Source organism: Pseudarthrobacter sp. O4 (assembly GCF_050157025.1).
Taxonomy (GTDB): domain Bacteria; phylum Actinomycetota; class Actinomycetes; order Actinomycetales; family Micrococcaceae; genus Arthrobacter.
This window is the reverse complement of sequence record NZ_CP189591.1, coordinates 341,607-368,501: the sequence shown is the minus strand read 5'-3', so window position 1 is coordinate 368,501 and position 26,895 is coordinate 341,607. Positions and strand designations below refer to the sequence as shown.

Annotated in this window: 26 protein-coding genes and 1 pseudogene; 15 read left to right on the top strand and 12 right to left on the bottom strand. The window is 67.1% G+C overall.

Translation table 11 applies throughout. The annotated features are described in order from the left end of the window. Positions 1-15: 15 nt before the first annotated feature. The 5 genes from ACQCSU_RS01720 to ACQCSU_RS01700 all read right to left on the bottom strand — a co-directional run bounded on the left by ACQCSU_RS01720 (position 16) and on the right by ACQCSU_RS01700 (position 4,710). A complete protein-coding gene (locus ACQCSU_RS01720; RefSeq protein ID WP_426977898.1) occupies positions 16-897 on the bottom strand; it encodes an aldo/keto reductase in 882 nt (293 codons plus the stop codon). A gap of 18 nt (positions 898-915) precedes the next feature. Beyond that, a complete protein-coding gene (locus ACQCSU_RS01715) occupies positions 916-1,947 on the bottom strand; it encodes a zinc-dependent alcohol dehydrogenase family protein (protein WP_426977897.1) in 1,032 nt (343 codons plus the stop codon). Between the two features lie 192 nt (positions 1,948-2,139). Next, the gene (locus tag ACQCSU_RS01710; RefSeq protein WP_426977896.1) at positions 2,140-3,135 is read right to left on the bottom strand and encodes an aldo/keto reductase; all 996 of its coding nucleotides are present in this window, start codon (positions 3,133-3,135) and stop codon (positions 2,140-2,142) included. 115 nt (positions 3,136-3,250) lie between these two features. Further along, complete coding sequence (locus ACQCSU_RS01705) at positions 3,251-4,447, bottom strand: MFS transporter (protein ID WP_426977895.1); 1,197 nt, start codon at positions 4,445-4,447, stop codon at positions 3,251-3,253. After that, positions 4,420-4,710, bottom strand: coding sequence for an MFS transporter (locus ACQCSU_RS01700; RefSeq protein WP_426977893.1), 291 nt, complete (start codon positions 4,708-4,710; stop codon positions 4,420-4,422). Before ACQCSU_RS01700 ends, ACQCSU_RS01705 begins: the two co-directional genes overlap by 28 nt. Before the next feature lie 94 nt (positions 4,711-4,804). Between ACQCSU_RS01700 and ACQCSU_RS01695 the strand changes: the two are divergent. From ACQCSU_RS01695 to ACQCSU_RS01665, 7 genes and pseudogenes are all read left to right on the top strand, one after another. Further along, a pseudogene (locus ACQCSU_RS01695) lies at positions 4,805-5,684 on the top strand (helix-turn-helix transcriptional regulator). Further along, positions 5,681-6,469 carry an SDR family oxidoreductase gene (locus tag ACQCSU_RS01690; protein WP_426977892.1) on the top strand — a complete coding sequence of 263 codons (789 nt, stop codon included), beginning with the start codon at positions 5,681-5,683 and terminating at the stop codon, positions 6,467-6,469. The pseudogene ACQCSU_RS01695 and the gene ACQCSU_RS01690 overlap by 4 nt, the downstream one beginning before the upstream one ends. Positions 6,470-6,584: 115 nt before the next feature. Continuing rightward, the gene (locus ACQCSU_RS01685; RefSeq protein WP_354244906.1) at positions 6,585-7,370 is read left to right on the top strand and encodes an ABC transporter ATP-binding protein; all 786 of its coding nucleotides are present in this window, start codon (positions 6,585-6,587) and stop codon (positions 7,368-7,370) included. Between the two features lie 17 nt (positions 7,371-7,387). Further along, a complete protein-coding gene (locus ACQCSU_RS01680; protein WP_426977890.1) occupies positions 7,388-8,173 on the top strand; it encodes a sulfite exporter TauE/SafE family protein in 786 nt (261 codons plus the stop codon). A gap of 19 nt (positions 8,174-8,192) precedes the next feature. Further along, complete coding sequence (locus ACQCSU_RS01675; protein WP_354244911.1) at positions 8,193-9,002, top strand: TrmH family RNA methyltransferase; 810 nt, start codon at positions 8,193-8,195, stop codon at positions 9,000-9,002. Positions 9,003-9,125: 123 nt separating this feature from the next. Continuing rightward, positions 9,126-9,383 (top strand): type B 50S ribosomal protein L31, encoded by a 258-nt coding sequence (locus ACQCSU_RS01670; RefSeq protein WP_024365679.1) that lies wholly within the window; start codon positions 9,126-9,128, stop codon positions 9,381-9,383. A 108-nt stretch (positions 9,384-9,491) separates the two neighbouring features. After that, a complete protein-coding gene (locus tag ACQCSU_RS01665; protein WP_426977889.1) occupies positions 9,492-10,598 on the top strand; it encodes a lipoate--protein ligase family protein in 1,107 nt (368 codons plus the stop codon). Between the two features lie 45 nt (positions 10,599-10,643). Here the strand turns inward: ACQCSU_RS01665 and ACQCSU_RS01660 are convergent, their stop codons facing one another. Beyond that, the gene (locus ACQCSU_RS01660; protein ID WP_426979908.1) at positions 10,644-11,147 is read right to left on the bottom strand and encodes a MarR family winged helix-turn-helix transcriptional regulator; all 504 of its coding nucleotides are present in this window, start codon (positions 11,145-11,147) and stop codon (positions 10,644-10,646) included. 67 nt (positions 11,148-11,214) lie between these two features. On the opposite strand from ACQCSU_RS01660, the gene ACQCSU_RS01655 reads away from it, so the two are divergent. Genes ACQCSU_RS01655 through ACQCSU_RS01645 form a run of 3 tightly spaced genes read left to right on the top strand, consistent with a single transcriptional unit; the run spans position 11,215 to position 13,455 of the window. Next, on the top strand, positions 11,215-11,859 hold the full coding sequence (locus ACQCSU_RS01655) for an LUD domain-containing protein (protein ID WP_426977888.1): 645 nt from the start codon (positions 11,215-11,217) through the stop codon (positions 11,857-11,859). A gap of 2 nt (positions 11,860-11,861) precedes the next feature. Continuing rightward, positions 11,862-12,965, top strand: coding sequence for a Gfo/Idh/MocA family protein (locus tag ACQCSU_RS01650; protein ID WP_426977887.1), 1,104 nt, complete (start codon positions 11,862-11,864; stop codon positions 12,963-12,965). A 55-nt stretch (positions 12,966-13,020) separates the two neighbouring features. Continuing rightward, the gene (locus tag ACQCSU_RS01645; RefSeq protein WP_426977886.1) at positions 13,021-13,455 is read left to right on the top strand and encodes a hypothetical protein; all 435 of its coding nucleotides are present in this window, start codon (positions 13,021-13,023) and stop codon (positions 13,453-13,455) included. 7 nt (positions 13,456-13,462) lie between these two features. On the opposite strand, the gene pepN is transcribed toward ACQCSU_RS01645, so the two are convergent. Further along, positions 13,463-16,114 (bottom strand): aminopeptidase N, encoded by a 2,652-nt coding sequence (gene pepN, locus ACQCSU_RS01640; RefSeq protein ID WP_426977885.1) that lies wholly within the window; start codon positions 16,112-16,114, stop codon positions 13,463-13,465. A 4-nt stretch (positions 16,115-16,118) separates the two neighbouring features. Further along, positions 16,119-17,168: a YeiH family protein gene (locus ACQCSU_RS01635; RefSeq protein WP_426977884.1), complete on the bottom strand. Its 1,050-nt coding sequence runs from the start codon at positions 17,166-17,168 to the stop codon at positions 16,119-16,121. Positions 17,169-17,334: 166 nt separating this feature from the next. Between ACQCSU_RS01635 and ACQCSU_RS01630 the strand changes: the two genes are divergently transcribed. The 3 genes from ACQCSU_RS01630 to ACQCSU_RS01620 are packed head-to-tail and all read left to right on the top strand — an operon-like array spanning position 17,335 to position 20,697. Beyond that, entirely contained in the window at positions 17,335-18,930 is a 1,596-nt protein-coding gene (locus ACQCSU_RS01630; protein ID WP_426977883.1) for a circularly permuted type 2 ATP-grasp protein, read from the top strand. Further along, entirely contained in the window at positions 18,923-19,849 is a 927-nt protein-coding gene (locus tag ACQCSU_RS01625) for an alpha-E domain-containing protein (protein WP_426977882.1), read from the top strand. Before ACQCSU_RS01630 ends, ACQCSU_RS01625 begins: the two co-directional genes overlap by 8 nt. Next, complete coding sequence (locus ACQCSU_RS01620) at positions 19,846-20,697, top strand: transglutaminase family protein (RefSeq protein WP_426977881.1); 852 nt, start codon at positions 19,846-19,848, stop codon at positions 20,695-20,697. The genes ACQCSU_RS01625 and ACQCSU_RS01620 overlap by 4 nt, the downstream gene beginning before the upstream one ends. Positions 20,698-20,799: 102 nt before the next feature. On the opposite strand, the gene ACQCSU_RS01615 is transcribed toward ACQCSU_RS01620, so the two are convergent. Continuing rightward, the gene (locus ACQCSU_RS01615) at positions 20,800-21,300 is read right to left on the bottom strand and encodes a pyridoxamine 5'-phosphate oxidase family protein (protein ID WP_426977880.1); all 501 of its coding nucleotides are present in this window, start codon (positions 21,298-21,300) and stop codon (positions 20,800-20,802) included. Between the two features lie 168 nt (positions 21,301-21,468). Between ACQCSU_RS01615 and ACQCSU_RS01610 the strand changes: the two genes are divergently transcribed. Then, positions 21,469-23,160, top strand: a complete 1,692-nt coding sequence (locus ACQCSU_RS01610) for a GAF domain-containing protein (RefSeq protein ID WP_426977879.1) — start codon at positions 21,469-21,471, stop codon at positions 23,158-23,160. A 42-nt stretch (positions 23,161-23,202) separates the two neighbouring features. Here the strand turns inward: ACQCSU_RS01610 and ACQCSU_RS01605 are convergent, their stop codons facing one another. After that, positions 23,203-23,931: a response regulator gene (locus ACQCSU_RS01605; RefSeq protein WP_426977878.1), complete on the bottom strand. Its 729-nt coding sequence runs from the start codon at positions 23,929-23,931 to the stop codon at positions 23,203-23,205. Between the two features lie 390 nt (positions 23,932-24,321). Here ACQCSU_RS01605 and ACQCSU_RS01600 point away from each other — a divergent pair, with 390 nt between their 5' ends. Further along, the gene (locus ACQCSU_RS01600; protein WP_426977877.1) at positions 24,322-24,765 is read left to right on the top strand and encodes a universal stress protein; all 444 of its coding nucleotides are present in this window, start codon (positions 24,322-24,324) and stop codon (positions 24,763-24,765) included. Between the two features lie 56 nt (positions 24,766-24,821). Here the strand turns inward: ACQCSU_RS01600 and ACQCSU_RS01595 are convergent, their stop codons facing one another. Then, positions 24,822-25,289: a pyridoxamine 5'-phosphate oxidase family protein gene (locus ACQCSU_RS01595; RefSeq protein WP_426977876.1), complete on the bottom strand. Its 468-nt coding sequence runs from the start codon at positions 25,287-25,289 to the stop codon at positions 24,822-24,824. A gap of 95 nt (positions 25,290-25,384) precedes the next feature. After that, positions 25,385-26,836, bottom strand: a complete 1,452-nt coding sequence (locus tag ACQCSU_RS01590; protein WP_426979907.1) for an SDR family NAD(P)-dependent oxidoreductase — start codon at positions 26,834-26,836, stop codon at positions 25,385-25,387. Positions 26,837-26,895 lie beyond the last annotated feature (59 nt).

Genomic DNA, 26,895 nt, shown 5'->3' with positions numbered 1-26,895 from the left:
CTGGTTCTGTCGTGCTTAGGCTTCGGGGATGGACACATCGAACCACTGGTCGCGGGAGAGGTCCGGGTCCGGGCCGTTGCGCACGCCGGTGTCCAACGCGTCGATGGATGCCAGTTCCTTGCCCGTGAGTTCGAAGTCGAAGATGTCGAAGTTCTCGGCGATGCGTGCCGGGTTTGTCGATTTCGGGATGGCTGAGCGGCCCTGCTGCAGGTGCCAGCGGAGCATGACCTGCGCGGGCGTCTTGCCGTGCTCTTCAGCGATCGCGGCGATGGCCGGGTCCTGCATGACGTTCTTCCGGTCCTCGCCCCAGCCGGGGTAGAAGGTGATGCCGCCGATCGGCGACCACGCCTGGGTGGTGATGCCGTGTTCGGCGTCGGCTGCCCGGACACCCGGTTGGCTGAAGTACGGGTGCAGCTCCACCTGGTTCACGGCCGGGATCACATCGCTTTCCGCGAGCAGTCGCTTGAGGTGATGCGGCATGAAGTTGCTGACACCGATGGCCCGCACCCGCCCGTCGGCGAGCAGGGTCTCCAACGCCTTGTACGCGGCGATGGTCTTCTCGAAGCGGCCCGGGACCGGCTGGTGCAGGATCAGCAGATCCAGGTAGTCCACCCCGAGCTTGCCGGTCGCCTTGTCCCAGGCATGCAGCGTCTGGTCGTAGCCGTAGTCGCTGACCCAGACCTTGGTCTCGATGAACACGTCGGACCGGTCGAGCCCGGAGCTGCGGATGCCGTCGCCGACCTCCCGCTCATTTCCGTAGGCGGCGGCAGTGTCAATGTGCCGGTAACCGGCAGCAAGGGCGGCCTCGACCGCGGCCGTTGTTTCTTCCGGTGGGCTTTGGAAGACGCCGAGCCCAAGGGCGGGCATGACGACCCCGTTGTTGAGTCTGATGTCCATAAGGTCCTGGTCCTTTCGTTACGGGCGGACGAGCACTTTGAGTGCTTCGCGGTCGGCCATGGCCTTGTAGCCGGCCGGGACGTCGTCCAGGCCGATGGTGCGGTCGAAGACCTTGCCGGGTTCGATGGTGCCGTCGAGCACGAGCGGCAGCAGCTCCTCGATGTAGGCCCTGGCCGGTGCGACGCCGCCGGTGAGCGTGATGTTGCGCATGAACTCGGGGAAGCCGAACGGCACCTCAGGAAACTGGGGTGCTCCGACGCGGCTGATCACGCCGCCGTCGCGCACGACACCGATCGCCATCTCGATCGCTGGCTTGAGGCCCACGGCTTCGAGCACGGCATGGGTTCCGTCGCCGTTGGTGAGTTCCTTGACCTTGGCGATGCCTTCCTCACCGCGCTCGGCCACCACGTCGGTGGCGCCGAATTCGCGGCCGAGGTCGGTGCGGGCCTCGTGCCGGCCCATGAGGATGATGCGCGAGGCGCCCATGAGCTTGGCGGAGAGAACCGCTGAGAGTCCCACAGCGCCGTCACCGATCACGGTGACCGTCTGGCCGGGCTGGATACCGGCCTTCTTGGCCGCGTGGTATCCGGTGGACATGACATCGGAGAGGCTCAGCAGGGACGGGATCAGCTTCTCGTCGAAGCCCCCCGGCACCACGACGAGGGTGCCCGACGCCTGCGGGACCCGGGCGAATTCGCCCTGGCCGCCGTCGTCGTGACCGCCCCAGTGGGCACCGTGGCGGCAGGAGGTCTGCAGTCCTTCCTTGCAGAAATCGCAGGTGCCGTCGGAGGCCACGAATGGTGCGATGACAAAGTCACCCACGGACAGGCCTGTCACCTCGGAGCCGAGTTCTTCGACGACGCCTACGAACTCGTGACCCATCCGGGCGCCTTCGGAGGTTTCCGGCTTGGAGGCGTAGGGCCACAGATCGCTGCCGCAGATGCAGCCGGCGAGGATGCGCACGATAGCGTCAGTGGGCTCCTGGATGGTGGGGTTGGGAACGGTTTCGACGCGCACGTCTCCGGCGCCGTACATCAGTGTTGCTCGCATGGTGAGGGTTCCTTAGTGGTTGTTGCCGGCTTCCAGTCAACACCGGTCACGGACCGCTTGGGAGTGCATGTCAGTACCCCCATGAAGTGCAGGTGTGTTGGTTCAGCCGGGCGGTTTTGGTGAGGGGGCGGGGCTGGCCAATTGTCGGCGCCCCGGGGGGTACCGATGATTGGCCAGCAGTTGACCCTGTGGTTAGTGGTCGCGGTCGATGGCGGCGTCCAGCCCTGCCGAAAGCGGTGCGCCGACGAGGTCGAGCGCGGCGAGGGCTTCGTCGATCCGCTGCAGGTCGTTCGCACTGAGTTCGAGGTCGGCTGCGGGCAGGTTGTCGTCCAGGTGGGTCAGGCGGGTGCCGCCGGGGATCGGAACGACCCACGGTTTCTGGGCCAGGAGCCAGGCCAGTGCCAGTTGCGCCGGGGAGGCGCCTTTTTCGGCTCCGAAATTCTTGAGGAAGTCGACGAGGGCGAAGTTCGCCTCAAGTGCCTCAGGCGTGAAGCGCGGGAAGTCCGCCCGGAGATCATTTGGGTTGTCGAACTTCATGTCCCGGGTGATGCCGCCGGTGAGGAATCCCTGTCCGAGCGGGCCCCAGGCGACCAGCCCGATCCCCAGTTCTTCGCAGACCCCGAACTTCGTGGTTTCCGGTTCCCGCATCCACAGTGAGTAGTGGTCCTGGATGACGGCGATGGGTTGGACGGCGTGGGCGCGGCGGATGCTTGTCTCGCTCGCCTCGGACAGTCCGAAGTGACGTACCTTGCCCTCGGCGATGAGTTCCTTGACGGTGCCTGCGACGTCCTCCATCGGGACGTTAGGGTCGACCCGGTGCTGGTACAGCACGTCGATGTGATCGGTGCGCAGCCGGCGCAGTGACGCCTCAACCACGTCCCGAATGTGCCCGGGGCGGCTGTTGAGTCCGACCGTTTCCCCGTCGGCGTTGATGTCGAACCCGAACTTGGTGGCCACTTGAACGCCGTCGCGGATGGGCTGCAGCGCTTCGCCGACCAGCTCTTCGTTGACGTAGGGGCCGTAGCCCTCGGCGGTGTCGAACAAGGTGACGCCGCGTTCGGCGGCGGAGCGGATGACGGCAAGGGCTTCGGTCCGGTCGGTAGCGGGGCCAAGGCCAAAGCTCAGTCCCATGCAACCGAGGCCGATGGCCGATGTTTCAAGGCCGTCGCCGAGCTTACGTGTTTTCATCGCATTTTTCCTTTGTGGTGTTGAACGCGTGTGGATTGGGGGGGAATGAAGGAGGCAGGGAAAGTAGATAGGTGTTGTTGTCCGGGGAGCCCCAGGGGATCGGGTCTCAGACAGTTCAGCGGGCGGGCTCAGCCTCCGGTGCGGGCACGGTCGACCTTGTTTTCCCGGCTCGCCGGACCGCGAGATCTGCGGGCAGGATGAGGGCCGCTGTGGTGACCAGGGCCAGGAGAAGGAGGACGCTGCCCGTGGTGAGTGCGGCACTGACCTGTGCGGCCAGGTGCTCCGCAGCAGGGTCTCCGGTGGGGACGGTGGCGGCGGCCGCGACCGCGATGCCGAGCCCCAGGCAGGTACCAACCTGGTGGAAGGTGTTCACCAGGCCCGAAGCCGCGCCGGCGTCGGCCGCAGGGGCACCAATGATGCCGAATGAGGTCAGCGGCGCGAAGGCGAAGCCCTGGCCGGCGCCAATGAGGACCATCGGCAGGGCGACTCCCGTCGAATAGCTGGAGTCGACACCGGCGCGGCTGAGCCAGAACATCCCGGCGAGGGTGATCAGGATACCGGCCAGCAGGGCAACCGAGCCCGGCATCCGCCTGACCAACGGCGGAATGCTCATCGCGACGGCGAAGTTTACGGCGGTCATGGGCAGGAATCCGAGACCGGCCTGCAGCGGGTCGAAGCCAAGGACTTCCTGCATGAACTGTGTGGTGAAGAAGAAGAACCCGATCATCGCACCGAGGTAGAGGAAGCGTGCCACATAGGCGCCGGTGCGCCGGCGGCTCTTGAACAGCCGCAACGGCATGATCGGCTGGGCCGCCTTGCGTTCGATCATCACGAACAGGACCAGGAGTACGACGCCGGCGCCCACGGCCGTAACGGTGACCGGCGAGGTCCAGCCCACTTCAGCGGTATTGATGATCCCAAATACCAATGCACCCACCCCGAGGGTCGCAGTCAGCGCCCCGGAAACGTCGAAGCGGCCGCTGGCACGTCCGCTTTCCGGGAGGAATCGGGGAGCAAGCGCGATCATCGCCGCGCCGATGGGTACGTTGACGAAGAACCCGGCGCGCCAGGAAATCCAGTGCGCCAGTGCGCCGCCGATGACCAGGCCGAGGCTGGCACCGATCCCTGCGGTCGCACCGTAGAGGGACACCGCCCGGGTGCGCTCACGGCCTTCCGGGAAGCTCGCCGTGAGCAAGGACAGGGACGCGGGGGCCACGATCGCAGCCCCGATACCCTGCACGGCCCGGCCGGCGATCGCCCACCAGCCCGCCGGGGCCAGTCCGATCAGCAGCGACGCGAGTGAGAACACCACCAGCCGAACACGAACACGCGCCGCCGGCCCAGCAGGTCACCGGCCCGGGCGCCGAGGAGCAGCAGGCCGCCGAAGACCAGCGTGTAGGCATCCTGGACCCAGGAGAGCTCACTGGTGCTCAGCTGCAGGTCGGCTTGAAGGCTGGGCAGCGCGGTGAAGATGACCGAGTTGTCCAGCAGGATCATGAAGTAGCTGGCGAGGATGATCGCCAGGATCGCTCCCGGATGAGGGGCGGTGGTAGGTGCCGGTTTCATGCTTTCCATGCAACCGCGAATTCTTACGGTCCGGGAGTCACTGACGTTCCGGGTAATGACAGTCCCTCCCTCGCCCTCGGGACGGCGGCGTAGCGTGGCTGCCATGACACACAGCGATGACGTGCGGAAGTTCCTCAGCTCCCGCCGTGCAAGGATCACGCCCGAGGAAGCCGGGCTTCCGGCCTATGGCGGCAACCGCCGCGTCACCGGGCTGCGCCGCGAGGAAGTTGCCATGCTCGCCGGGATGACATCGACTACTACATCCGCCTTGAACGCGGAAACCTCTCCGGCGCCTCCGACAGTGTCCTCGAAGCCCTCGCCCGCGCCTTGAAACTTGACGACGCCGAAACGGCCCACCTTTTCGACCTGGCCCGCGCCGCGACCGCTTCCCCCCGGGTCCGGCGCAAGCGTAGCCCGCACACAGTTCGGCCGAGCGTGCAACGCGTCATCGATGCCATCACGACGGCGCCCGCCTGGGTACGCAACGACCGCGGGGATGTCCTCGCTGCCAATGAGCTGGGCCGGGCATTATATCTGGACATGATGAAAGAGGGGCCGCTCCGCCGAACAGCGCGCGGTTCACCTTCCTGAACCCGAAAGCACGCGAATTCTTCATCGACTGGGAGCGGGCCGCTGACGACGTCGTCGCTGTCCTGCGGTCCGCCGCCGGGAAAAACCCCTACGACAGAGACCTCACCGACCTGGTCGGTGAACTCTCGACCCGCAGCGAAGAGTTCCGCACCCGGTGGGCCCGCCACGATGTGAAGTACCACCGCGCCGGCCGCAAGCGCCTGCACCACCCGATCGTCGGAGACATGGACCTGAGCTACGAGGCAATGGAACTTCCCGCCGATCCGGGACTGCGCATCAACGTCTACACGGCCGACCCCAACACACCCTCAGAGGACGCACTGAAAGTCCTCGCCAGCTGGGCCGCCACCCAGCGTGAAACAACAGAAGCCTCAGTCAAGGAGAAACGATGACCAATCGTCCGTCAACGGTATTGATTGCCGGTGCCACCGGCAGCATCGGCCGCTACGCCGCGGCCGAAGCGCTGCGGCAGGGCTACACCGTGCGGGCCCTCGTCCGCGACAAGGCCCGCGCCGCCAAAATCCTTCCCGACGGCGTCGAACTCGTCGTCGGCGACCTGACCCGTCCCGAAACCCTTGCCGCGGCTGTCCAGGAGGTGGACGCGATTGTCTTCACCCACGGGTCCACCACCAGCGAACGCGACGTCCGGGATAACGACTATGCCGGCGTCGCCAACGTCCTCAAGGCTCTGCGTGGCCGGCGGGTCCGTATCGCCCTGATGACAGCCATCGGCACTACCCGCCCGGGAGTCGCCTATGCTACCTGGAAGCTCCGCAGCGAGCGGCTTGTCCGGGCGAGCGGCAACCCGCACACGATCGTGCGCCCGGGCTGGTTCGACTACAACCAACCCGACCAGCGCACCATCGTCATGCTCCAAGGCGACAAACGCCAGGCCGGTTCACCCGCAGACGGCGTCATCGCCCGGGACCAGATCGCCCGCGTCCTCATCGACAGCCTGCGCATCGACGCAGCCAACCACAAAACACTCGAACTCATCGCCGACCACGGACCCGAACAAGACGACCTCACCGCAGTCTTTGACTCACTCACGCCAGACTCGGGCGAATCCCTCGACGCGGCCGAAGACGATGTGAATCTGCCGGTCACCAATGAGCCCGAAACATTCCGCCATGACCTCGCTACAATCACAGCAGGAAACCACAAAGTTGGCGGCTAGAGTCCGAGCTTCGACCGCCCCGCGCCGGACGCGACGCGCGGACACGGCGCGCACCCGCACGCGGGCGCGCCTCCGGTTATCAGTAGTCCGCTTTTTTGTCCTAGTGTCTACTCCTATGAGTGATGTTCTTGAAATGGCCGCCGTCAGCGTTGTACGTGGGGCGAAAACGCTCCTGGACAAGGTGGACTGGCAGGTCAAGGAAGGCGAGCGTTGGGTGATCCTGGGCCCCAACGGTGCCGGTAAGACCACACTGCTGCAGATCGCCGCCGCCCGGATCCACCCCACGAGCGGCATGGCCGGCATCCTGGAGGAAATCCTCGGCGCCGTCGATGTCTTCGAGCTCCGGCCCAGGATCGGCCTGTCCTCGGCAGCCCTGGCCAACCAGATCCCCGAGCAAGAGAAGGTCCTCAACGTCGTCGTGACGGCCGCCTACGGTGTCACCGGCCGCTGGCGCGAAGGCTATGAGAGGGACGACGAGCGCCGCGCCTTCGGCCTGCTCAACGAATGGGGCATGGGCCCGCTGCTCAACCGTCCTTTCGCCTCGCTGTCCGAGGGGGAGCGGAAGCGCGTCCAGATCGCCCGGGCCCTCATGACGGACCCGGAACTGCTGCTCCTCGACGAACCCGCCGCCGGACTCGACCTCGGCGGCCGCGAAGACCTCGTCCACCGTCTCAGCGAACTCGCCCGCGACGCGGCCGCCCCGGCGATCGTCCTCGTCACGCACCACCTCGAAGAGGTCCCGCCGGGATTCACCCACGCCATGCTGATGCGCGACGGCGGCGTGGTGGCCCAGGGTCCGCTGGCGGAGGTCCTCACCGCGGAAAACCTGAGCGAGACGTTCGGGCTGCCGCTGGACGTCAGCGTCACAGCGGGACGCTACACCGCCGCAGCCCGCCGCTGACGGGCCCCTGACAGCGCGTGGAGTTCCTCAGTAGCGTCCTCATCTTCTTCGCCGGGCTCTGGGCAGGCACCATCAACAGCGTTGTCGGGTCCGGAACCCTCGTCACGTTCCCGGTGCTGATCGCCCTCGGCTACGCGCCCGTCACGGCGTCCATCAGCAACGCGATGGGGCTAGTGGCCGGCAGCGCCGCCGGGGCCTGGGGCTACCGGAAGGAACTCACCGGCCGGGGCAGGCAGTTGCTCCGGCTCCTGCCCGCCTCGCTCCTGGGCGGCGTCAGCGGAGCCTACCTGCTGCTGCACCTGCCCGAGAAGGTCTTCCACTACGCCGCCCCGGCCCTCATTGTGGTGGCCCTGCTGATGGTGGTGTTCCAGCCCAAGCTCCAGCAATGGGTGCGGAACCGGGAAGAGAACCCCGAACACGCCATCCGGGACCGGCGCCACAGCATCCTGCTCGTGGTCCTGGTGTATCTGGCCGGCGTCTACGGCGGGTACTTCGTCGCGGCCCAGGGCATCCTGCTGGTCGGCATCCTCGGCGTCTTCATGACCGGGACCATCCAGAACGCCAATGCCATGAAGAACATCCTGGTCCTGGGTGTGAACGTCGTCGCGGCCGCCTCGTACCTGCTCTTTGCCTTCGGCCGGATCAACTGGGCCGTCGTGGGGCTGATCGCCGTCAGCTCGCTGATCGGCGGCGTGATCGGCTCCAAGGTGGGCCGCCGCTTGTCGCCGGGGGTCCTGCGCGGGGTCATCTTCGTCCTCGGCCTCGTCGCCCTGGGCTTCATGATCGCCAACCTGCTGAAATGACCTGCCGAAGTGACCGCCCGTGACCTTCCACTATCTTGAATCGGCCGACGACCCGCGCGTCTCCGATTACACCCAGCTGACGGACGTCCACCTGCGGAAGCTGCGCGAACCCGCCGAGGGCATGTACATCGCGGAGTCCTCGCGCGTGTTGCGCCGGGCGCTGGCGGCAGGGCACCGGCCGCGCTCCTTCTTCCTCGCCGAGAAATGGATCCAGGACCTCGCGGATGTCTTCGAGGAGTACCCGGATGTGCCGGCCTATATCGGCTCCGCCGGGCTCCTCGAGGACATCACCGGCTTCCACCTGCACCGCGGAGCCATGGCGGCCATGCACCGGCCGGCTCCGGTCCCGTTGCCCGAACTGCTCGCCGGTGCCCGCCGGGTTGCCGTGCTGGAGGACATCGTGGACCACACCAACGTCGGCGCGATCTTCCGTTCCGCGGCCGCACTGGGCGTGGACGCCGTACTCGTCTCGCCGCGCTGCGGGGACCCGCTCTACCGCCGCAGCGTCCGGGTCAGCATGGGGACGGTGTTCCAGGTCCCGTGGGCGCGGCTGGAGGACTGGCCGGGGGACCTGGCCATGCTCCGGGACCTGGGCTTCACCGTGGCGGCCATGGAGCTCACCGAGGATGCCGTCTCCCTCGAGGACCTGGCGGTCCGGAACCCGGAACGGCTGGCGCTCGTGCTCGGAACGGAGGGCGCCGGCATGAGCGAAGGCACGCTCGCCGCCGTCGACCTCGCCGTGAAGATCCCGATGCGCGCCGGCGTCGACTCCCTTAACGTCGCGGCGGCATCCGCCGTCGCGTTCTGGGAGCTGCGGCCCCGGGACTAAGTGTTCGGCAGTGACGCTGACTTTCCGCTATGATTGATAGCTGGCCGTCCGGTGCATTCCGCAAGCCATCCCATTCATACCTGGCAGCTGGCAAAATCCAGTTGTGCGAACAAAGGTCCAATTATGAAGTCTGATACTCACCCGAAGTACGAAGCTGTTGTTTTCAACGACCTGGCTTCCGGCGTCAAGTTCCTGACCAAGTCCACCGTGTCTTCCAAGAAGACCATCGAGTGGGAAGACGGAAACACCTACCCGGTTATCGACGTCGAAATCTCCTCGGAGTCCCACCCGTTCTACACGGGCAAGCAGCGCATCATGGACTCTGCTGGCCGCGTCGAGCGCTTCAACGCTCGCTTCAAGGGCTTCGGCGGCAAGAAGTAATAACTTCTCCCCAAGGTCTATTGGAAAAGCCCGCACCGCTTACGGTGCGGGCTTTTTGCGTCCGGCCGAGTGCACTTGACGCAGCGGCGTCGTGGCAGGATTAAGCACATGACAACGATCCCCTTGGGTCCCGCTTCCGGCAAGGCCGACGACGGCGGCGGCCGCCACCACGGGGAGTACAAGGTGCCCGGCGGAAAGCTCGTGGTCGCCGACTTCGATGTCGTCGACGGCATGCTCGCGAATGTCTCGGTGAGCGGGGACTTCTTCCTGGAGCCGGACGAAGCGCTGCTGGAGATCAACCGGGCCCTGACCGGTCTGCCGGCGGACGCCGGCGCCGCGGACACCGCCGCGGCGGTGGACGCTGCCCTCCCGGCCGACGCGGTCCTGTTCGGCTTCTCCGCCGACGCCGTGGCGGTCACCGTACGCCGCGCCCTCGCGAAGGCCACCGGCTGGGCGGACCACCACTGGAACATCATCGGCCCCTCCGTGCTGCCCACCCACGTCAACGTCGCCCTGGACGAGGTCCTCACCGAAGAGGTCGGCGCCGGGCGCCGCAACCCGACGCTGCGCTTCTGGGACTGGGAAGAGCCCTCCGTCATCATCGGCAGCTTCCAGTCCGTCCGCAACGAACTCCACCCTGAAGGAGTGGCCCGGCACGGCATCAGCGTGGTCCGCCGGATCAGCGGCGGGGGAGCGATGTTCATGGAGGCCGGAAACTGCATCACCTACTCGCTGTACCTCCCGCAGACCCTCGTGGACGGGATCAGCTTCGCCGATTCCTACGGCTTCCTGGACGCCTGGGTGATGGCGGCACTCGAAAAAGTGGGCATCAGCGCTTTCTACGTCCCGCTCAACGACATCGCCACGGACCAGGGCAAGATTGGCGGCGCGGCCCAGAAACGGCTCGCCAACGGCGGGATGCTGCACCACGTGACCATGAGCTACGACATCGACGCCGACAAGATGGTTGAGGTACTGCGCATCGGCAAGGAAAAGCTCTCCGATAAGGGCACCACGAGCGCCAAGAAACGGGTGGACCCGCTCCGGCGCCAGACCGGCCTGGCCCGCAGCGAGATCGTCGCGGCGATGATGGAGGTCTTCACCGAACGCTACGCCGCGACGCCGTCGGAACTCACCGACGCCGAACTCGACGCCGCCCGCCGGCGCGTCGACGACAAGTTCGGCACGGCGGAGTGGCTGCACCGGGTGCCCTAGCACCTGGACCCCGCGCCCAGCTGCGCACGTCGCACCCTCGTATGCTCAGCCGAACGTGCAGTGGACGATGACTTTTCTCAGGGCGGTCTCGAGAACGGCGAGTTCCTGATCGTCGAGCCGCTCGACGAACAGTTTCGAAACATCGCGAAGATGGACCGGCACGGTTTCGGTCAACCGGGCGATACCGGCGTCGGTCAGGGCGACCACTACGCCGCGCCCGTCCTCAGCGGTGTTTCCTCGACGTACCAGACCCTCATCGACCAGCCTCGCGACGCGGCGCGTCAACCCCGAGCGCGAGAGGAGCGTGCGGGCGGCCAGGTCAGTCATCCTCAGCTGCCCGCCTGTCTCGGCCAGCTGAGCCAAGACGTCGAAGTCGGTGAGGCGGAGCCCCGTGTCCGCCCGGAGATCGGTGTCGAGCTGGCGCATCAGCGTCGCGTGCGCCTGCAGTAAAGCGCGCCACGCCGGCTCTCCGCGCCGACCCGGCAGCGAGTCCTCAACAAGCCGGCCGAAGAAAGCAGCCACATCACCAGGTGGGGAATTTTCGTGCATATCCACCAGTTAACTCCATAGGTATTTGCAATCGCAAGTACCTTGGAGCGGTGAGGAGGACCGTCTCATGAGTGAAGTCCAGCCCCTCAACAGCACACTTGGCCGTGGATTCTCGGCCCCGGCGGAGGAGGTCCGCGTGACGCGGACCGCTGCCGCGCTGGAATCGAACGGGATCACCGTGCTCCGCGCCCCAAACAGCGCAGAAGCGAAACGCACCGTCCTCGATCTCATCCCGGCGGGGTCGCAGGTGCACCACGGCGCGTCGCAGTCCCTGGAGGCTTCGGGCATCGCCGAGGAGATAGAGAGCTCCGGCCGGTATGAGTCCCTCCGGTCACGGGTTTTCGGCATGGACCGTGCGACGCAGGCCGACGAGATCCGCCGCCTGACCGCCTCGCCCGACGTCATGCTTGGTAGTGTCCACGCCGTCACCGAGACCGGGTCCCTGGTCACCGCGTCGGCGAGTGGCAGCCAGCTCGGCCCCTACGCATCCGGCGCCGGGAAGGTCATCCTTGTGGTTGGGACGCAGAAGATCGTGCCCGACCTGAAGGAAGCACTCCGGCGCATTGACGAATACGCCTTCCCGCTCGAGGACGCGCGCGCCCAGGCAGCGTACGGCGTGCACAGCGGCGTGAACAAAGTTCTCATCATCAATCGCGAGTGGACACCGGACCGCATCACCGTTGTCCTCTGCGATGAGGCACTGGGGTTCTAGCCATGCCTGCATCGACGCTGGGTGTGGGGATTCTTGGGGTCAGCCCCGCCCGGGGCTGGGCCGCCACGGCCCACATCCCGGCACTGCGGGCACTGCCGAACTATGAGATCCGGGCGATCAGCGCGCACAGCGCGGAGTCCGCGCACGCAGCAGGCGAAGCCTTCGGGGTGCGCGCGGTGTTCTCAGACCACGAGCAACTGCTGGCCCAACGAGACATCGACGTAGTCGCTGTGACGGTCAAGGTCCCGCACCATCGAGAGCTCGTCTCCGCCGCCCTCGCCGCGGGCAAGGCCGTCTACTGCGAGTGGCCGCTTGGCCGCGACGTCGACGACGCGCGGGCGATGGCCGGACTCGCCGCGGAGTACGGGGTGCATACGGGCGTCGGGTTGCAGGCCCGCCAGGCCCGCGCGATCGGGTTCGTCCAGGAGCTGCTCAGCGGCGGATACGTCGGCGAGGTCCTCTCAACGACCATGGTGGGCCTGTCGGTCCCGGGCAACGTCGTGGGCCGGCCCAACGCCTACATGCTCGACAAGACAAACGGGGCCAACCTGCTCACCATCGCAGTCGGGCACAGCCTGGACACACTCAACTACGTACTGGGCGAGTTCGCCGACCTGTCGGCCGTGTCGGATCTTCGCAGGCCGCTCATCACCATCGATGAGACCGGGGAACAGATCGTCAAAACGGCGCCCGACCAAATCGCGGTGATCGGCACTCTCACGTCCGGAGCGACCGCCAGTGTCCACATCCGTGAGGGAGTGGCCGGCGGCACCGGGTTCCTCTGGGAAATCAACGGCACCGACGGAACACTCCGGATCACCGCCGACGCCGCATACCCCGAAATCTACCCCCTGTCCGTCCGGGGAGCGCAAGGGCGGAACGAGCCCACCGAACTTGACGTCCCGGCGCCGGCACAGAAATGGCCCGCGCTCAGCAGCCTGGAAGGATCGCCGGCATATAACGTCGCGCGCGCCTACGCGGCGTTCGCGGCAGACATCGACAACGGCACCCACGCCGTGCCGGACTTCGCCGACGCCGTCGCCCGCCACGAGACCATTGCCGCCATCGAGAAGTCCGCGGCATCAGGGGAACGCGTGAAGACATGACCCGCTGCGCCACGCCGGGCCGAATTATCACGAAATATCATGAAAGGTGCCGACCGTGAGACTCACCCACATCCCTCTCCGCCTGACCACAGGAGCATTCATCCTGAATGCCGGTTGGGGCAAACGCAAGCTGGACAAAGACAGCGCGGCCGGGCTTCAGGCCATGGCAGCCAAGGTCATTCCGCCGGTCAGCAGAATCGACGCCGAAAAGTTCGGCAAAATGCTTAGCTACGCGGAAATGACCCTGGGTGCGGCACTGCTGACACCCTTCCTGCCCAGCCGCCTGGCCGGGATCGGTCTCGGGATCTTCTCCGGGTCCCTGTTCACCATGTACCTGAGGACACCCGGCATGACGCTGGAGGATGGCATCCGTCCCAGCCCGCAGGGAACTGCGCTGGCAAAGGACATCTGGATGCTCGGCATCGCCGCGGCCCTCGTGCTGGACCGCAAGCCCAAACCTGGAAAAGCAACCCGGCGGATCCCTTTCTGAAGCGCCGCTAAGACCGGCCCTGCGCGAGCGGCTGTGCTATCAGGGCCTGTGGCGTCAGTGCTTGTGCCGTTAGGGAACGGTGCAGCTGGCTGCGCTGTTCAATGATGATGCGGCGCAGCGCACGGGGCGCGTCCGCGTGTTCGGCCAGCCAGTTGTCGCTCCGGACAATCACGGCGTGGGTCTCCGGGGTGCCGCCATGCCCGTCGAGGTCCTGCGCGGCCGGGTAGAGGCCACGGACGATCCGGCCGGCGATCTCGATGCTGCGGCCGGCCCACACCTGTTCCAGGCATTCGAAGTAGCGGTCGGTGAAGTACGCGAGCAGTGCCGCCGGCCCGGAGTTGAAGCCGGCGATGGTGGCGCTCAGCAGCTGGTTGGACAGTGCGGTGCCGTGGACTGCCGCATTCCAGGCCGCTTCCTTGACGGCCGCTTCGGGGCGGGCTGCCATGGCCGTGGCGTGGCCGGACTTGCCCGCGGCGGTGTTGTCCCGGACCAGCTCTTCATCGAGCTGGGCGGGGGTCGCCTGTCCGTTGGCCGCCAGGGCGTGCCAGAAATTCCAGCGCAGTTCGGCGTCGACGGCGAGGCCTTCGACTACGGTGCTGCCGGCCAGGATACCGCGGAGCAGGTCCAGCCGGCCGGCGTCGTAGCGGCTGGTCGCGGCCAGGGTGCGGGCCCAGGCCAGCTGCTGGTCGGAGCCCGGTTCGGCCTTGAGCAGTTCGGTGGCTGCCACGGTGAGGAATTCGTGGCGCACGTCGTCGCGCTGCGCTCTCGGCACATAGCGTTCGATCGCGGTCGCGGCATTGCCCAGCACGTTGAGCAGCACCCCGATGCCGGTCTCGGCCGGGCCGAAGCGCTGCACGGCCTGGACATACAGCGTCGACGGCGTGACGGCGTCGCGGGCGGAATCCCACAGCGCGGTCCAGCACAGGGCCCGGGCCATCGGGTCGCTGAGCTTGTCGAGGGAGCTCCGCACGGTGGCTTCGGAGTGCGCGTCCAGCCGCACCTTGGCGTAGCTGAGGTCGTCGTCGTTCACCAGCAGCAGGGCCGGCCGACGCCTGCCGGCCAGCTCAGCCACCTGCGTGCGGGGGCCGCTGACATCGGTCTCCACACTGTCCCCGCGGACGAGGGCGCCGGCGTCGTCCACGTCGTAGAATCCGATCCGCAGCCGGTGCGGCCGGGGTTCCTGCCGGCCGGTGATCGGATCCTCGGCGTCCTGCACGAGCGTCACTGCGGCCAGGACGCCGTCGTGCTCGTCGATCTCGCTGGAGAGGGTCGAGATGCCCGAGGTCTGGAGCCACCGGCGGGCCCAGTCCCCGAGGTCGCGGCCGGAGGCGGCGCCGAGCGCAGCCAGCAGCTCGGCCAGGGTGGTGTTGCCATAGGCGTGGTCCTTGAAGTACTGGCGTGAACCGGCGATGAAGGCCTCGAAGCCCACATAGGCGACGAGCTGCTTCAGCACGGAGGCACCCTTGGCGTAGGTGATCCCGTCGAAGTTCTGCTTGGCCGCCTCGAGGTCGGGGATATCGGCGACGATCGGGTGCGTGGTCGGCAGCTGGTCCTGTACATACGCCCAGGCCTTGCGGTTGTTGGCGAAGTTCACCCACGCCGTGTCCCAATCCGTGGTCCGGTCCACTCCGAGGGTCCCCATGTAGTCCGCGAAGGACTCCTTGAGCCACAGATCGTCCCACCACTGCATGGTGACGAGGTCGCCGAACCACATGTGCGCCATCTCGTGCAGCAGAGTGTTGGCGCGGGCCTGGTACTGCGAATCGGCGGCCCGCGAGGTGAACACGTAGCTTTCGGTGAAAGTCACGAGCCCGGGGTTCTCCATCGCACCCAGGTTGTACTCCGGCACGAAGGCCTGATCGTACTTGCCCCAGGGGTACGGGAAGTCGAAGAGCCCGTTGAAGAAGTCGAGGCCGTTCCGGGTGAGCGTGAAGAGCGCCTCGGTGTCGAAGGAGGACGCCATGGATGCCCTGCAGTACAGCGCCAGCGGCACCTCCAGGACCGTCCCGTCCCCGAGTACCCCGTGCCAGGAGTCTGCGGCTTTGAAGTACGGACCGGCGAGCACGGTGGTGATGTAGGTGGACATCGCCTTGGTCGGGGCGAAGTCCCAGCGGCTCGTGACGGGGTCGCTGGTCAGCTGGGTGCGCTGGGTTTCGATGCCGTTGGAGGCGACCTGCCACTCCGAAGGGGCCATGACGTGGAAGGTGAATTCGGCCTTGAGGTCGGGCTGCTCGAAGTTCGCGAAGACCCGGCGCGCGTCGGCGGGTTCGTACTGGGTATAGAGGTAGCACTGCCCGTCTGCCGGGTCGAAGAAACGGTGCATGCCCTCGCCGGAGGTGCTGAACAGCGCCGTGCCGGTGACCGAAACCTGGTTTTCGGCCTGCAGGTTGTCGAGCCGGATCCGGGCGCCGTCCGTGATGTCGGCAACGGCCAGCCCCGTGCCGTTGAGGAAGACGCTGTGCACGTCGCTGCTGATGAAGTCCAGGAAGGTGGAAGCCCCGGGCTCGCTCGCGGAAAAGTTGATGACGCTGCGGCTGGTGTAGCCGGCAACGTTCGGATCCGCCGCCTGCCGCACGTCCAGGGACACGTCATAGCTGTGCGTGGTGATCAGGGCTGAGCGTGTTGCCGCTTCATCGCGGCGCAGGTTCTGGTTCGACACCCAGCTATCTAATCATGATGACGGCAGCGCCCAGCCCCAGCAGGGCAATCAGCAGCCAGGAAGCCAGCGCGGCCAGCAACGGCCGGACCCCGGTATGCAGCAGCTGGGCGACCCGCACAGCAGAACCGAGGCCGAAGAGTGCCATGCCCAGCAGCAGGTCCTGGAGTACGGCGGCAGCGTCCAGAACGGCCGGGGACAGCCAGCCCGTCGAGCGCAGGGCGGCCAGCGCCAGGAAGCCGATGACGAACAGCGGGACGATCGGGGGCCGCCTGCCCCCGGAAACGGCAGAGCCGTTGCGATGCTGGCCGTTGCGGTGGTGCAGGCCCGCGGCGGCCACCATCGGCGCCAGCAGGACCACCCTAGTGAGTTTGACGACGACGGCGACCGCGAGCGCCGAGGCCCCGGCCGTCTGCGCGGTGGCCACCACCTGGCCGACGTCGTGCACCGATGCCCCCGCCCACGCCCCGAATTCATCCGGGCCCAGTCCCAGCGGCTGCATCAGCAGCGGCAGCACGCCGATGGCCAGCGTGCCGCACAACGTCACGAGCGCGATCGGCAGCACGGTGTCCTGCTGCCGGATCCGGCGCACCGCCGCCATGGCACCGATGGCCGATGCGCCGCAGATGGAAAAGCCGGTGGCGATCAGGAGCGACACCGGGGGCGGCAGCCGGAAGAGCCGGCTGATGCCGTAAGTTCCCGCGAAGGCGGCCAGGACCACGCCGGTGATCAGGAGCAGCGCGGGCCCGCCCAGGCCCAGCACGTCGACGAGGCTGACCTTCAGGCCCAGCACCACGATCCCGCTGCGCATGAGGTGTTTGCCGGCGAAGTCCAGCCCCGGCCGGGCACGCCCGGCGCTCCAGACGGCCACGCCCGGCAGGTTCGCCGACAGCAGACCGAGCACCACGGCCAGGGTCATCGCCGGGAGCACGGGAACAAGGGCATGGATGGCAAGGGCCACCCCGACGGCGGCCGCGGCCGCCAGCAGGCCGGGCGCTGCTCGGTACAGGGCTGTTTCATAAATCGCTGCTGGGGACTTCGGGCTGAACAGGGGCACGCACTCAACCATGCCGGATGGCCCCCGGAATCCCGCAACCCAACCGCAACCGCAACCGCCACGGCTGCCGCTCCGGCCCGCACGCCGCGCCGACTCCGCCCGGCAGGCGAACTCGCCACGCACCCCGGAAATGATTTCGTAACAAAAAGGTGGTTGGCTAGTGGCCATGTCTGACCTTTTCCAGGATTACGCCGAGGCCGCCGCACGCACCGGCGCCTACGACGAGATGTTTACCCCCGGCCAGCTGGCCAGGAAGTCCTACGGGCAGGTGTCCGGCGCCCTGAGCGAACTCTCGCTGGCGGACGTCACCGCCCGCGCCGACTCCATGGCCCGGACCTTCCTGGACCGCGGCGTCACCTTCGACTTCGCGGGGGAGGAGCGGCCCTTCCCGCTGGACATCGTGCCCCGGGTGATCCCGGCCGATGAGTGGGCCGTCCTGGAGGGCGGCGTGGCCCAGCGTGTGCGGGCCCTCGAGGCTTTCCTCAACGATGTCTACGACAAGATGACCGTGGTGACCGACGGCGTCATCCCGCGCCAGCTCGTCACCACCAGCGCCCACTTCCACCGCCAGGTGCACGGCTTCGAGCCCGCCGGCGGCGTGCGGGTCCACATTTCCGGCATCGACGTTGTCCGCGACGCCGAGGGGACCTTCCGTGTGCTGGAGGACAACGTGCGCGTACCCTCCGGCGTCAGCTACGTCTTGGAGAACCGCCGCGCCATGGCCAAGGGCCTCCCCGAGGCCTTCGGCCAGCAGCTGATCCGGCCGGTGGAGGAGTACCCCCGCCGGCTGCTGTCGGCCCTGCGGAAGACGGCGCCGTCCGGGGTCGATGATCCCACTGTGGTGGTCCTGACCCCCGGCGTGTTCAACAGCGCCTACTTCGAGCACACCCTGCTCGCCGGCCTGATGGGCGTCGAACTCGTCGAGGGCAGGGACCTCATCTGCCGCGCCAACCGTGTCTACATGCGCACCACGGCGGGCGAGCAGCGCGTGGACGTCATCTATAAGCGCATCGACGATGAATTCTTGGACCCGCTGCAGTTCCGTGCCGATTCCATGCTCGGCTGCCCAGGCCTGGTCAACGCGGCCCGCGCCGGCGGCGTCACCATCGCCAACGCCGTGGGCAACGGCGTCGCGGACGACAAGCTGGTCTACAGCTACGTGCCGGACCTGATCCGGTACTACCTGAACGAAGAGCCCGTGATCGCCAATGTGGACACCTTCCGGCTGGAAGAGAAGGAGGCCCGGGAACACGTCCTGGACCGCCTGGCCGAACTCGTCGTCAAGCCCGTGGACGGCTCCGGCGGCAAGGGCCTGGTGATCGGCCCGGACGCATCCAAGGACGAACTCGTTGCCCTGCGCAAGCGAATCATTGCCGACCCCCGCGGCTGGATCGCGCAGCCCGTGCTGCAGCTCTCCACCGTCCCCACGCTCAGCGGCGACAAGTTCGGCCCCCGCCACGTTGACCTGCGGCCCTTTGCCGTGAACGACGGCGACGACGTCTGGGTCCTGCCCGGCGGGCTGACACGCGTGGCGCTCAAGGAGGGCTCGCTGATCGTGAACTCCAGCCAGGGCGGCGGCTCCAAGGACACCTGGGTGCTGGCGGATTCCCCGCAGGTTCCGGTGGAGACGCTCCCACGGCCTTCCACCGCGGTCCGCGAGCGGGTCTCGGTCTGGCCCGTGGAGAGCAACTGGCGCGACCGCCAGACGGAGCAGCAACAGCAGCAGATTTTGGATGCGCAGGAGGTAACCGCGAATGCTTAGCCGTATCGCCGAGTCCCTATTCTGGATCGGCCGCTATGTGGAACGGGCCGACGGCACCGCCCGGATCCTCGACGTCCACCTCGAGCGGCTCAACCACCTGCCCATGGAGGAGCAGCGCAGCGTCGCGCAGGAACTGCTCGCCGTCATGGGCGCCCGCCCGCAAAGCGAGGAATTCGGCCTCCCTGAGCTGCTGAACGCGCTGGCCTATGACAAGCACAGTGCGACGTCGATCGCCGGCTCGCTCGGCGCGGCGCGGGAGAACGCCCGCCGCGCCCGCGAGACGGTGTCCTCGGGGCTCTGGGAGAGCCTGAACACGACCTACTACGGGCTCAACCAGCACCGCAAGGACGTCGTAGGAACCTACCGCTTCTGCAACTGGGTGCTGGAACGCACCGCCATGGTCAGCGGGCTCGCGGACACCACGGTCAGCCACGACGAGAGCTGGCTGTTCCTGGTCCTGGGCCGCTCGCTGGAACGCGCCGACATGACGGCGCGGATGCTCTCCACGCGGGACGTGCTCTCCGCCGGCATGTCCTGGGTGAACATGCTCCGCTGCGCCGGTGCCTACGAGTCCTTCCTGCGGACCCGGCGCGCGGCCTTCGGGGACCAGCACGCCGCCGAGTTCCTGCTCCTGGACCGGTTGTTCCCGCGTTCCATCGTGTACGCGCTGCGTGACGCCGACGAGTGCCTCGCCAAGCTGGACCCCTCGGCGCAGCGCGTCGGGTTCATCAACGACGCCCGCCGCATTGTGGGCCAGGCCCGCACCTTCCTGGAGTTCCACCGCACGGATGACCTCATGTCGGAACTGCCGGAACACATGGAACGGGTGCAGAAGGCCGTCTCGCAGGCCTCCGACGCCATTTCCCGTAAGTACTTCAATCAGGCAGACGAACTGGCCTGGGTGGGAGAAGTTTCATGACCCGGCTGAGCATCATCCATAAGACCGCCTACCAGTACAACAAGCGCGTCACGCTCTCCTACAACGAGGCGCGCATGACGCCGCTGACGGATCCCCAGCAGGTGGTGCTCGAGTCCTCGATGAAGGTCTCGCCGTCGCAGGCCGCGCTGAGCAGCTACCGCGACTTCTGGGGCACCCGGGTGACGGCCTTTGACATGCAGATGCCGCACGAGCACCTGGAAGTGCTGTCCACGACCACCGTCGAGGTGCACCGGGTGGAGAAGATCCCGTCCGAGGCGGACATCGTCGGCTGGGACGTGCTGGCCGCGCCGGAAACCCAGAACCAGTTCAGCGACTGGATTCCGCAGTCGCAGCTCACCGGGCCGGGCACCGAGGTGCTGAGCATCATTCCCGGCGTCGTCGAGGGCCGCAACCCGCACGAGGCGGCCCTCGCCGTCGTCGAGTGGATGCGCGGTGAGATGACCTACATGAAAGGCAGCACCGGCGTCACTACCAACGCCGAGGAAGCCTGGACCCAGCGGCAGGGCGTCTGCCAGGACCTCGCGCACCTCGCCATCGGTGCGCTGCGCAGCTGCGGGATTCCCGCCCGGTACGTGTCCGGATACCTGCACCCGCGAGCGACGGCGGAACTCGGTGAGACGGTGGCCGGGCAGTCGCACGCCTGGCTCGAGTGGTGGGACGGCGAATGGCGGAGCTGGGACCCCACGAACCACAAGCCGGCCGGTGACTTCCACGTGACTGTAGCGAGGGGCCGCGACTACCGCGATGTGCCGCCGCTCAAGGGCATCCTCTCCGGCGGCGGCGGCTCAGCCCTCAGCGTGAGCGTCGAGATCACCCGGCTCGCCTAGGCAGGCATCCAGAGCCGGGATGCGCTATCAGTTGCCGCTGCTCTGAAGTCCTTAGAACAGCTCCGTCTGATAGCGCATCCAATGCATGCAGGGTCTCGGGGGCTATTCGAGTCCGGAGCGGGTAGCGTCGTCCAGCGGCGTCCACCAGGTCAGGGGCGGGACCACCTTGAAGCGCCGGCCGCTGACCGTGTCCGGGGTGACCCTCACGAAGTGCTCCTTCTTGCCGCCCTGCCAGGGGAACAGCAGCAGCCCCACGGTGTCCAGGAGCTCCTGCTGGTTCGCGACCGGTGCCGCCAGGCCCTTGACCACCACGCTCCACGCGACGCCGCTGTCCGCATCGATGCCGTCCGCTTCGACTGCCACCGGCGTGTCACCGGTGGCGGCCTGAAGCTTGGTTCCCTCGGCCGTCCGGAAGACGAGGGTCCCGTGGTCCACTGTGTAGGTGATCGGGAAGATGTCCGGGTGGTCGTCCACCCAGACGGCCAGCCTGCCGATGCTGACGCTGCGCAACAGCCGCCAGCATTCGTGGTGGTCCAGGTTCTCGACGTCATGGGGGTTCTGGCCTGGGAGGGGCTTGCCGGCCTGGCTGGGATCAGTACTCATGGCGCCGAGCCTACGGCCCGGCTGCGCCGCGGAACTAGGGCCCAATGTCACAAGGAGGCGACAGGCTCCGGCATCACGGGGCTTTCGGCACCGGCGCGGGGTATTCTGGCATCACGTCGTCAGCGCCGATGCGCGGGGTAGTGAATTGGGGCCAGGAACATGCATTCAATGGGTGAAAGTCCGGAGCAGGCCGAAGCCGAGCCACAACCCAGGATCGATGGTGTGTTGAAGGGATTCGTCTCCCGCGGCGAGGAGTTGCTGCAGTCCCAGGAGCGGATGGCAGGTCTGCTCGAGGCCGTTGTGGCGGTGGCCGAGGACCTCAGCCTGGACGCCGTCCTGGAGCGCGTCGTCCAGTCAGCCTGCCGGCTGCTGCATGCGCGCTACGGGGCTCTTGGTGTCATCGGTGACGACCACGCGCTCAGCCACTTCATCACCGTCGGCATCGACAACGAGCTATCCCATCAGATCGGCCCGCTGCCCACCGGCCACGGCGTATTGGGGCTGCTGATTTCCGAACCCAGGCCGCTGCGCCTGCATGATCTGCGCAAACACCGGGAATCCTATGGCTTTCCTGCCCACCACCCGCCGATGCAGACTTTCCTCGGCGTCCCCGTCCGCGTCCGGGACGTGGTGTTCGGCAACCTGTACCTTACGGAGAAGGAAGACGGCAGCGACTTCACCGCCGAAGACGAAGGCCTGGCCGTCGCGCTGGCCGCCGCTGCCGGCGTCGCCATCGAAAACGCCCGACTCTACGACGACGCACGCCGCCGGGCGCGCTGGCTGGAAGCGTGCATGGACGTCTCCGGGCTGATGCTCAGCAGCCACCGGGACTACACCGCCGGCGGTCTCGACCCGATAGCGAGCAGGGCGCTGCAGGAGTCTGGATCGCAGCTCGCCCTGCTGGTGGCGCCCGCCGTCAACGGCCCCGGCTACATTGTCGCCGGCGTCGCAGGTGAGCACCGCTCCGTCTTCTCCGGCCGGTCCTTGACGTTGGACGCGCCGCAGCTCCAGGACGTCCTCGACGGCGGGGAGCCGGTACTGCTGGACGACGCCGCGGCGCTCTTCGGTGAGATCGACGGCGGGATCTCGGGCCCGCTCCTGGCGGTGGCGCTGAGTACGCAGGGTGCGCACCACGGCCTCCTGCTGCTGGTCCGGGAACCGGGCGAGGTCCAGTTCGCCCGGACGGACATCGAAATGGGCGCCGTCTTCGGCTCCCATGTGGCCCTGGCACTGGAGCTGGCCCGCGTCCACAGGCTCCGCGAGGAACTGCTGGTCTTCACGGACCGCGACCGGATCGCCCGGGACCTGCACGACCTCGTCATCCAGCGGATATTCGCGGCAGGACTGAGTGTGCAGAGCCTGACCCGCTTCACCAGGGACGAGCTCGCCCTGGAGCGGATCCGCAACATCACAGGCGAGCTCGATGAAGCGATCCGCAGCCTCCGCGACACCATCTACTCGCTCAAGAGCAGCAGCGGAGAAACCGAGCTGCTGAGCGGACGGATCCGCCGCGTGGCCCGTAGTTCCGCCAAGTCCATGCCGTTCACGCCACGGCTGACCATCACCGGCCCGGTGGACGCGGTCACGCCGGACAAGGCGGACAACGTGGTGGCCGTCGTGTCTGAAGGACTCAGCAACGCCATCCGGCATTCCGGCGCCGATGCCATCTCGGTGTCTGTTGCCGTGATCAAGGGCCGCGTGACAGTCGTCATCACGGACAACGGCTCGGGCTTTGCTGATCCGGGAAAACGAAATGGACTGGCCAACCTCGAAGACCGGGCGCGGATGCTCGACGGCGAGTGCACCATCACCAGCGCGCCCGACGCCGGAACCAGCCTGGAGTGGTCCGTCCCGCTTTAGCGGACGCTGTCTTTAACGGACGCTGCCTTTAGCGGACGCTGCCTAGCGAATACTGTGGCGGCTTCCCTCGCCGGCGTGGCTTCCGGGGGTCACGGGCGAGGCGGGGCTCGCGATGAAGACGGCGGCCTGGGTGCGCCGCTCGAAGCCAAGCTTGGCCAGCAGCGAGGAAACGTAGTTCTTGACCGTCTTCTCCGCGAGGAACATCTCGGCCGCTATCTGCCGGTTCGTCAATCCGCCGCCGACGAGTTCAAGCACGCGGCGCTCCTGCGGTGTCAGGGACGCCGTCCGGGGGTCCACCTCTTCGGCTTCGACCAGGCTGTCGACGATGCCCGCCGCGACGCCGTCCTCGAACAGCGATTCTCCGCGGGCCGCCCGCCGCAGCGCCCCAATCAGGTCCGTGCCGCCGATTTCCTTCAACACGTAGCCACTCGCACCCGCCAGCACCGCGCCGCGCAGGGCTTGTTCGTCGTCGAAACTCGTGAGAATGATGCAGTTGAGCGAGGGGTCCACAGAACGGACGTCCCGGCAGACCTCGATGCCGGTCCCGTCCGGCAGCCGGGCGTCCAGGACACAGACGTCCGGATGCAATGCGGGGATGCGCCGTGTCGCTTCTACCGCGGACCCGGAGCTGCCCACGACGAGGAAGCCTTCGCCCTCCAGGAGTTCCTGCAGCCCCCGCCTGACGAGTTCATGGTCGTCGAGAATGAAGACGCGGATGACGGCCGGAAAGCCGTCGTGTGCAGAGAGACCTGCGTCTGCCCAGGCAATCATGATTCTCCCGTCCGGCCGCTGACGCTGCCTCGTGTGATGCGGTGCTCCCCAGCCTGCCGTGCCGATCGTGTCAGCGGACTGCGCGTGCTGATAACTTTGCCTGCCGAATGATTGTCGCCGTCTGAAGTGTCGCCGTCTGAATTGTCACTGACTCCATTGTCACTGAATCTATTGTCACGGTCCGACGGCGTTTTCCGTCAGCGGACTCTGCAATTCTTCTCCCCACCCTGATGCCGGACAAGGGCCGTTGGACCCAGACGGGCGGCGCCGCCCCCGCTTCAGCGGGTACCGCCACCGGACTGCGGTCCGTGACTTTCGGCCCTAGTCCTACCCCGGCGTGGGCGGGATGCTGGGGCAGGACGCGCTATCAGCAAGGGAATGGGATGCGCCATGAGCGACGCCAGGGGTGTCAAGAACATCGTGGTCGGCGTTGACGGGTCCGATGCCTCCATTGCGGCGCTCCGCTACGCGCAGAACCTGGCCGTCCCGCTCTCGGCCTCAGTGACCGCGCTGGCGTGCTGGGACATCCCGGCGGTCTACGACGGCTATGTTGCGATGGGGATCGACGACTTCGACGTGCGGGCCGGTGAAATCCTGCAGGAGGCCGTCGGAAAGGCGTTCGGCCCCGAGACGCCGGCCAACCTGGACACCCGTCTCGTGCAGGGCCACCCACGGCACACCCTGATCGAGGCCAGCCGTGACGCGGACCTGCTCATCGTGGGCCGGCGCGGGCATGGCGGCTTCGGGGGACTGCTGCTGGGCTCGGTGAGTTCGGCCCTGGTGGCGCATGCCCATTGCCCGGTGCTCGTCGTCCACACCCCGGAAGCCAAATAGGCAAGGACACCGCAGCAGCCCCTCAGACTCCGGTCTACTCGAAGGAGGCCCAGGGTCTATTCGAAGGAAGCCCGGCGCGGATCCGAGAGACGCGTGGTCCAAAGATCCGGCTTGTTCACTTTGAACCGGCGGCCGGTCAGCGCCTTCGGCGAGAGCCGTACGTAGTAGTCCTTGTCGCCCGGCTGCCATGGCTCAAGGAGAAGGGCATCGACTGCCTGCTTTTCCGCCAGGTTCTCGATCAGTTCGATCTCGCCGCGGGCCACGACGCTCCACGCCGTCTGTTCGTGCACGTCATAGCCGTCGATTTCAAAGGCGACGGGCTTGGCGGTCATGGCACCCCAGAGCTTGATGCCCCCGGCGGAGCGGAACACAATCGCCCGGCGCTCCAGCACGAAATTGACCGGGAAGATCTCCGGATGGCCGTCCACGATCAAGGCGATCCGCCCGACGACTCCGGTGTCCAGCAGCATCCAGCATTGGTCCATGGACAGTTGGCCGTCAGGCGGCGTTGCGCTCGTGTTCATAGAGACCCACGTTACACGGACCTCCCGGCAGGTCCATTAGGGCCGTAAGGCCTGTACCCCAAGCCTCAGACGGCCCGGGAGCTCCCGGCGGACGGTTACCAGGGGCTGGGCTTGTAATCCTTGAGGAAGACGCCGTACTGGTCCGCGCCTGCCTCGCCCATAACGATCGGATCGTAGACCCGGGCCGCACCGTCGACGAGGTCCAGGGGAGCGTGGAAGCCCTCCTCCATGAGCCGGACCTTCGTGTAGTGCGGGCGTTCATCCGTGATCCAGCCGGTGTCGACGGCGGTCATCAGGATGCCGTCGGCGTCGAGCATTTCCTGGGCGCTGGTGCGCGTCATCATGTTCAGCGCGGCTTTGGCCATGTTGGTGTGCGGGTGGCCGGGGCCCTTGTAGGCGCGGGAGAACTGGCCCTCCATGGCGCTGACATTCACGATGTACTTGCGCCTCGCGGTGGAGCGCTTCATGGCGCCGCGCAGGCGGCTGACCAGCAGGAACGGAGCGGTGACGTTGCACAACTGCACCTCCAGCAGCTCGAGCGGATCCACCTCGTCCACCACCTGGGTCCAGCTGTTGATGGTGGCCAGGTCCGGTACCAGGCCGCCGGCGTCGATGGCGGTGCCCGCTGAGATGCGCTCCAGCGACGCGGAGCCGGTGGACAGAGCGAGCGAGGTGATGGCATCGCCGGCGAGGACGGGATGCTCCAGCACGGTGCTGGCCAGTGCAAGCGGGTGCTTGTCGTGGGCGTGGCCGAAGGTGACGAGTTCGGGCCCGCCGTTGGCCGCCTCGAGTGCAGCGGGCAGCGGCTCGTCCTCGGCGTCGACGAGGGGCTTGTAGGCGTTCCCGGACCGGCGAACGGTCTGGGCCGCGTTGTTGATGATGATGTCCAGCGGGCCGGCCGCATCCAGGGTGTCCGTCAGCGCCAGCACCTGGGAGGGATCGCGGAGGTCGATCCCGACGATCCGGAGCCGGTGCAGCCACTCGCTGCTGTCCTCCATGGCAGCGAAGCGGCGGGCAGCGTCCTTGGGGAAGCGGGTAGTGATGGTGGTGTGGGCGCCGTCGCGGAGCAGCCGGAGCGCAATGTACATGCCGATCTTCGCCCGGCCGCCGGTCAGGAGCGCGCGGCGGCCGCTCAGGTCCGTGCGGGCATCCCTCTTGCTGTGGCTGAAGGCGGCGCACTCGGGACAGAGCTGATGGTAGAAGGCATCAACCTGGGTGAAATGCTGCTTGCAGATGTAGCAGGGGCGCGACTTGATCAGGTGCCCGGCGATCTCGCCTGTGGCGGACGGCGCGAGTTTGTTGCCGCGGGTTTCGTCGTCGATCCGGTCCGGGGCCGCCGTCGCGGTCTGGGCGATCACGGCCCGGTCCGCGTCGGCAATCAGATCCCGCTTGCTGACGCGCCGGTGCCGCTTGACCGCCTTGAACATTTTGCCGGTGGCGCGGCGCACCGAGACGTAGTCCGGGTGCTCCTCGTCGTAGACGTGGATGCTGTTCAGGACCTTGAGGCAGGCCTGGATTTCCTCGGCCGTCAAGTCGGCGGCCGCCAGGTCAGCAGGCGCCAAGTCGGCGGGGGTCAAGTCAGCAGAGATCAGTTCGGAAGGCAGAT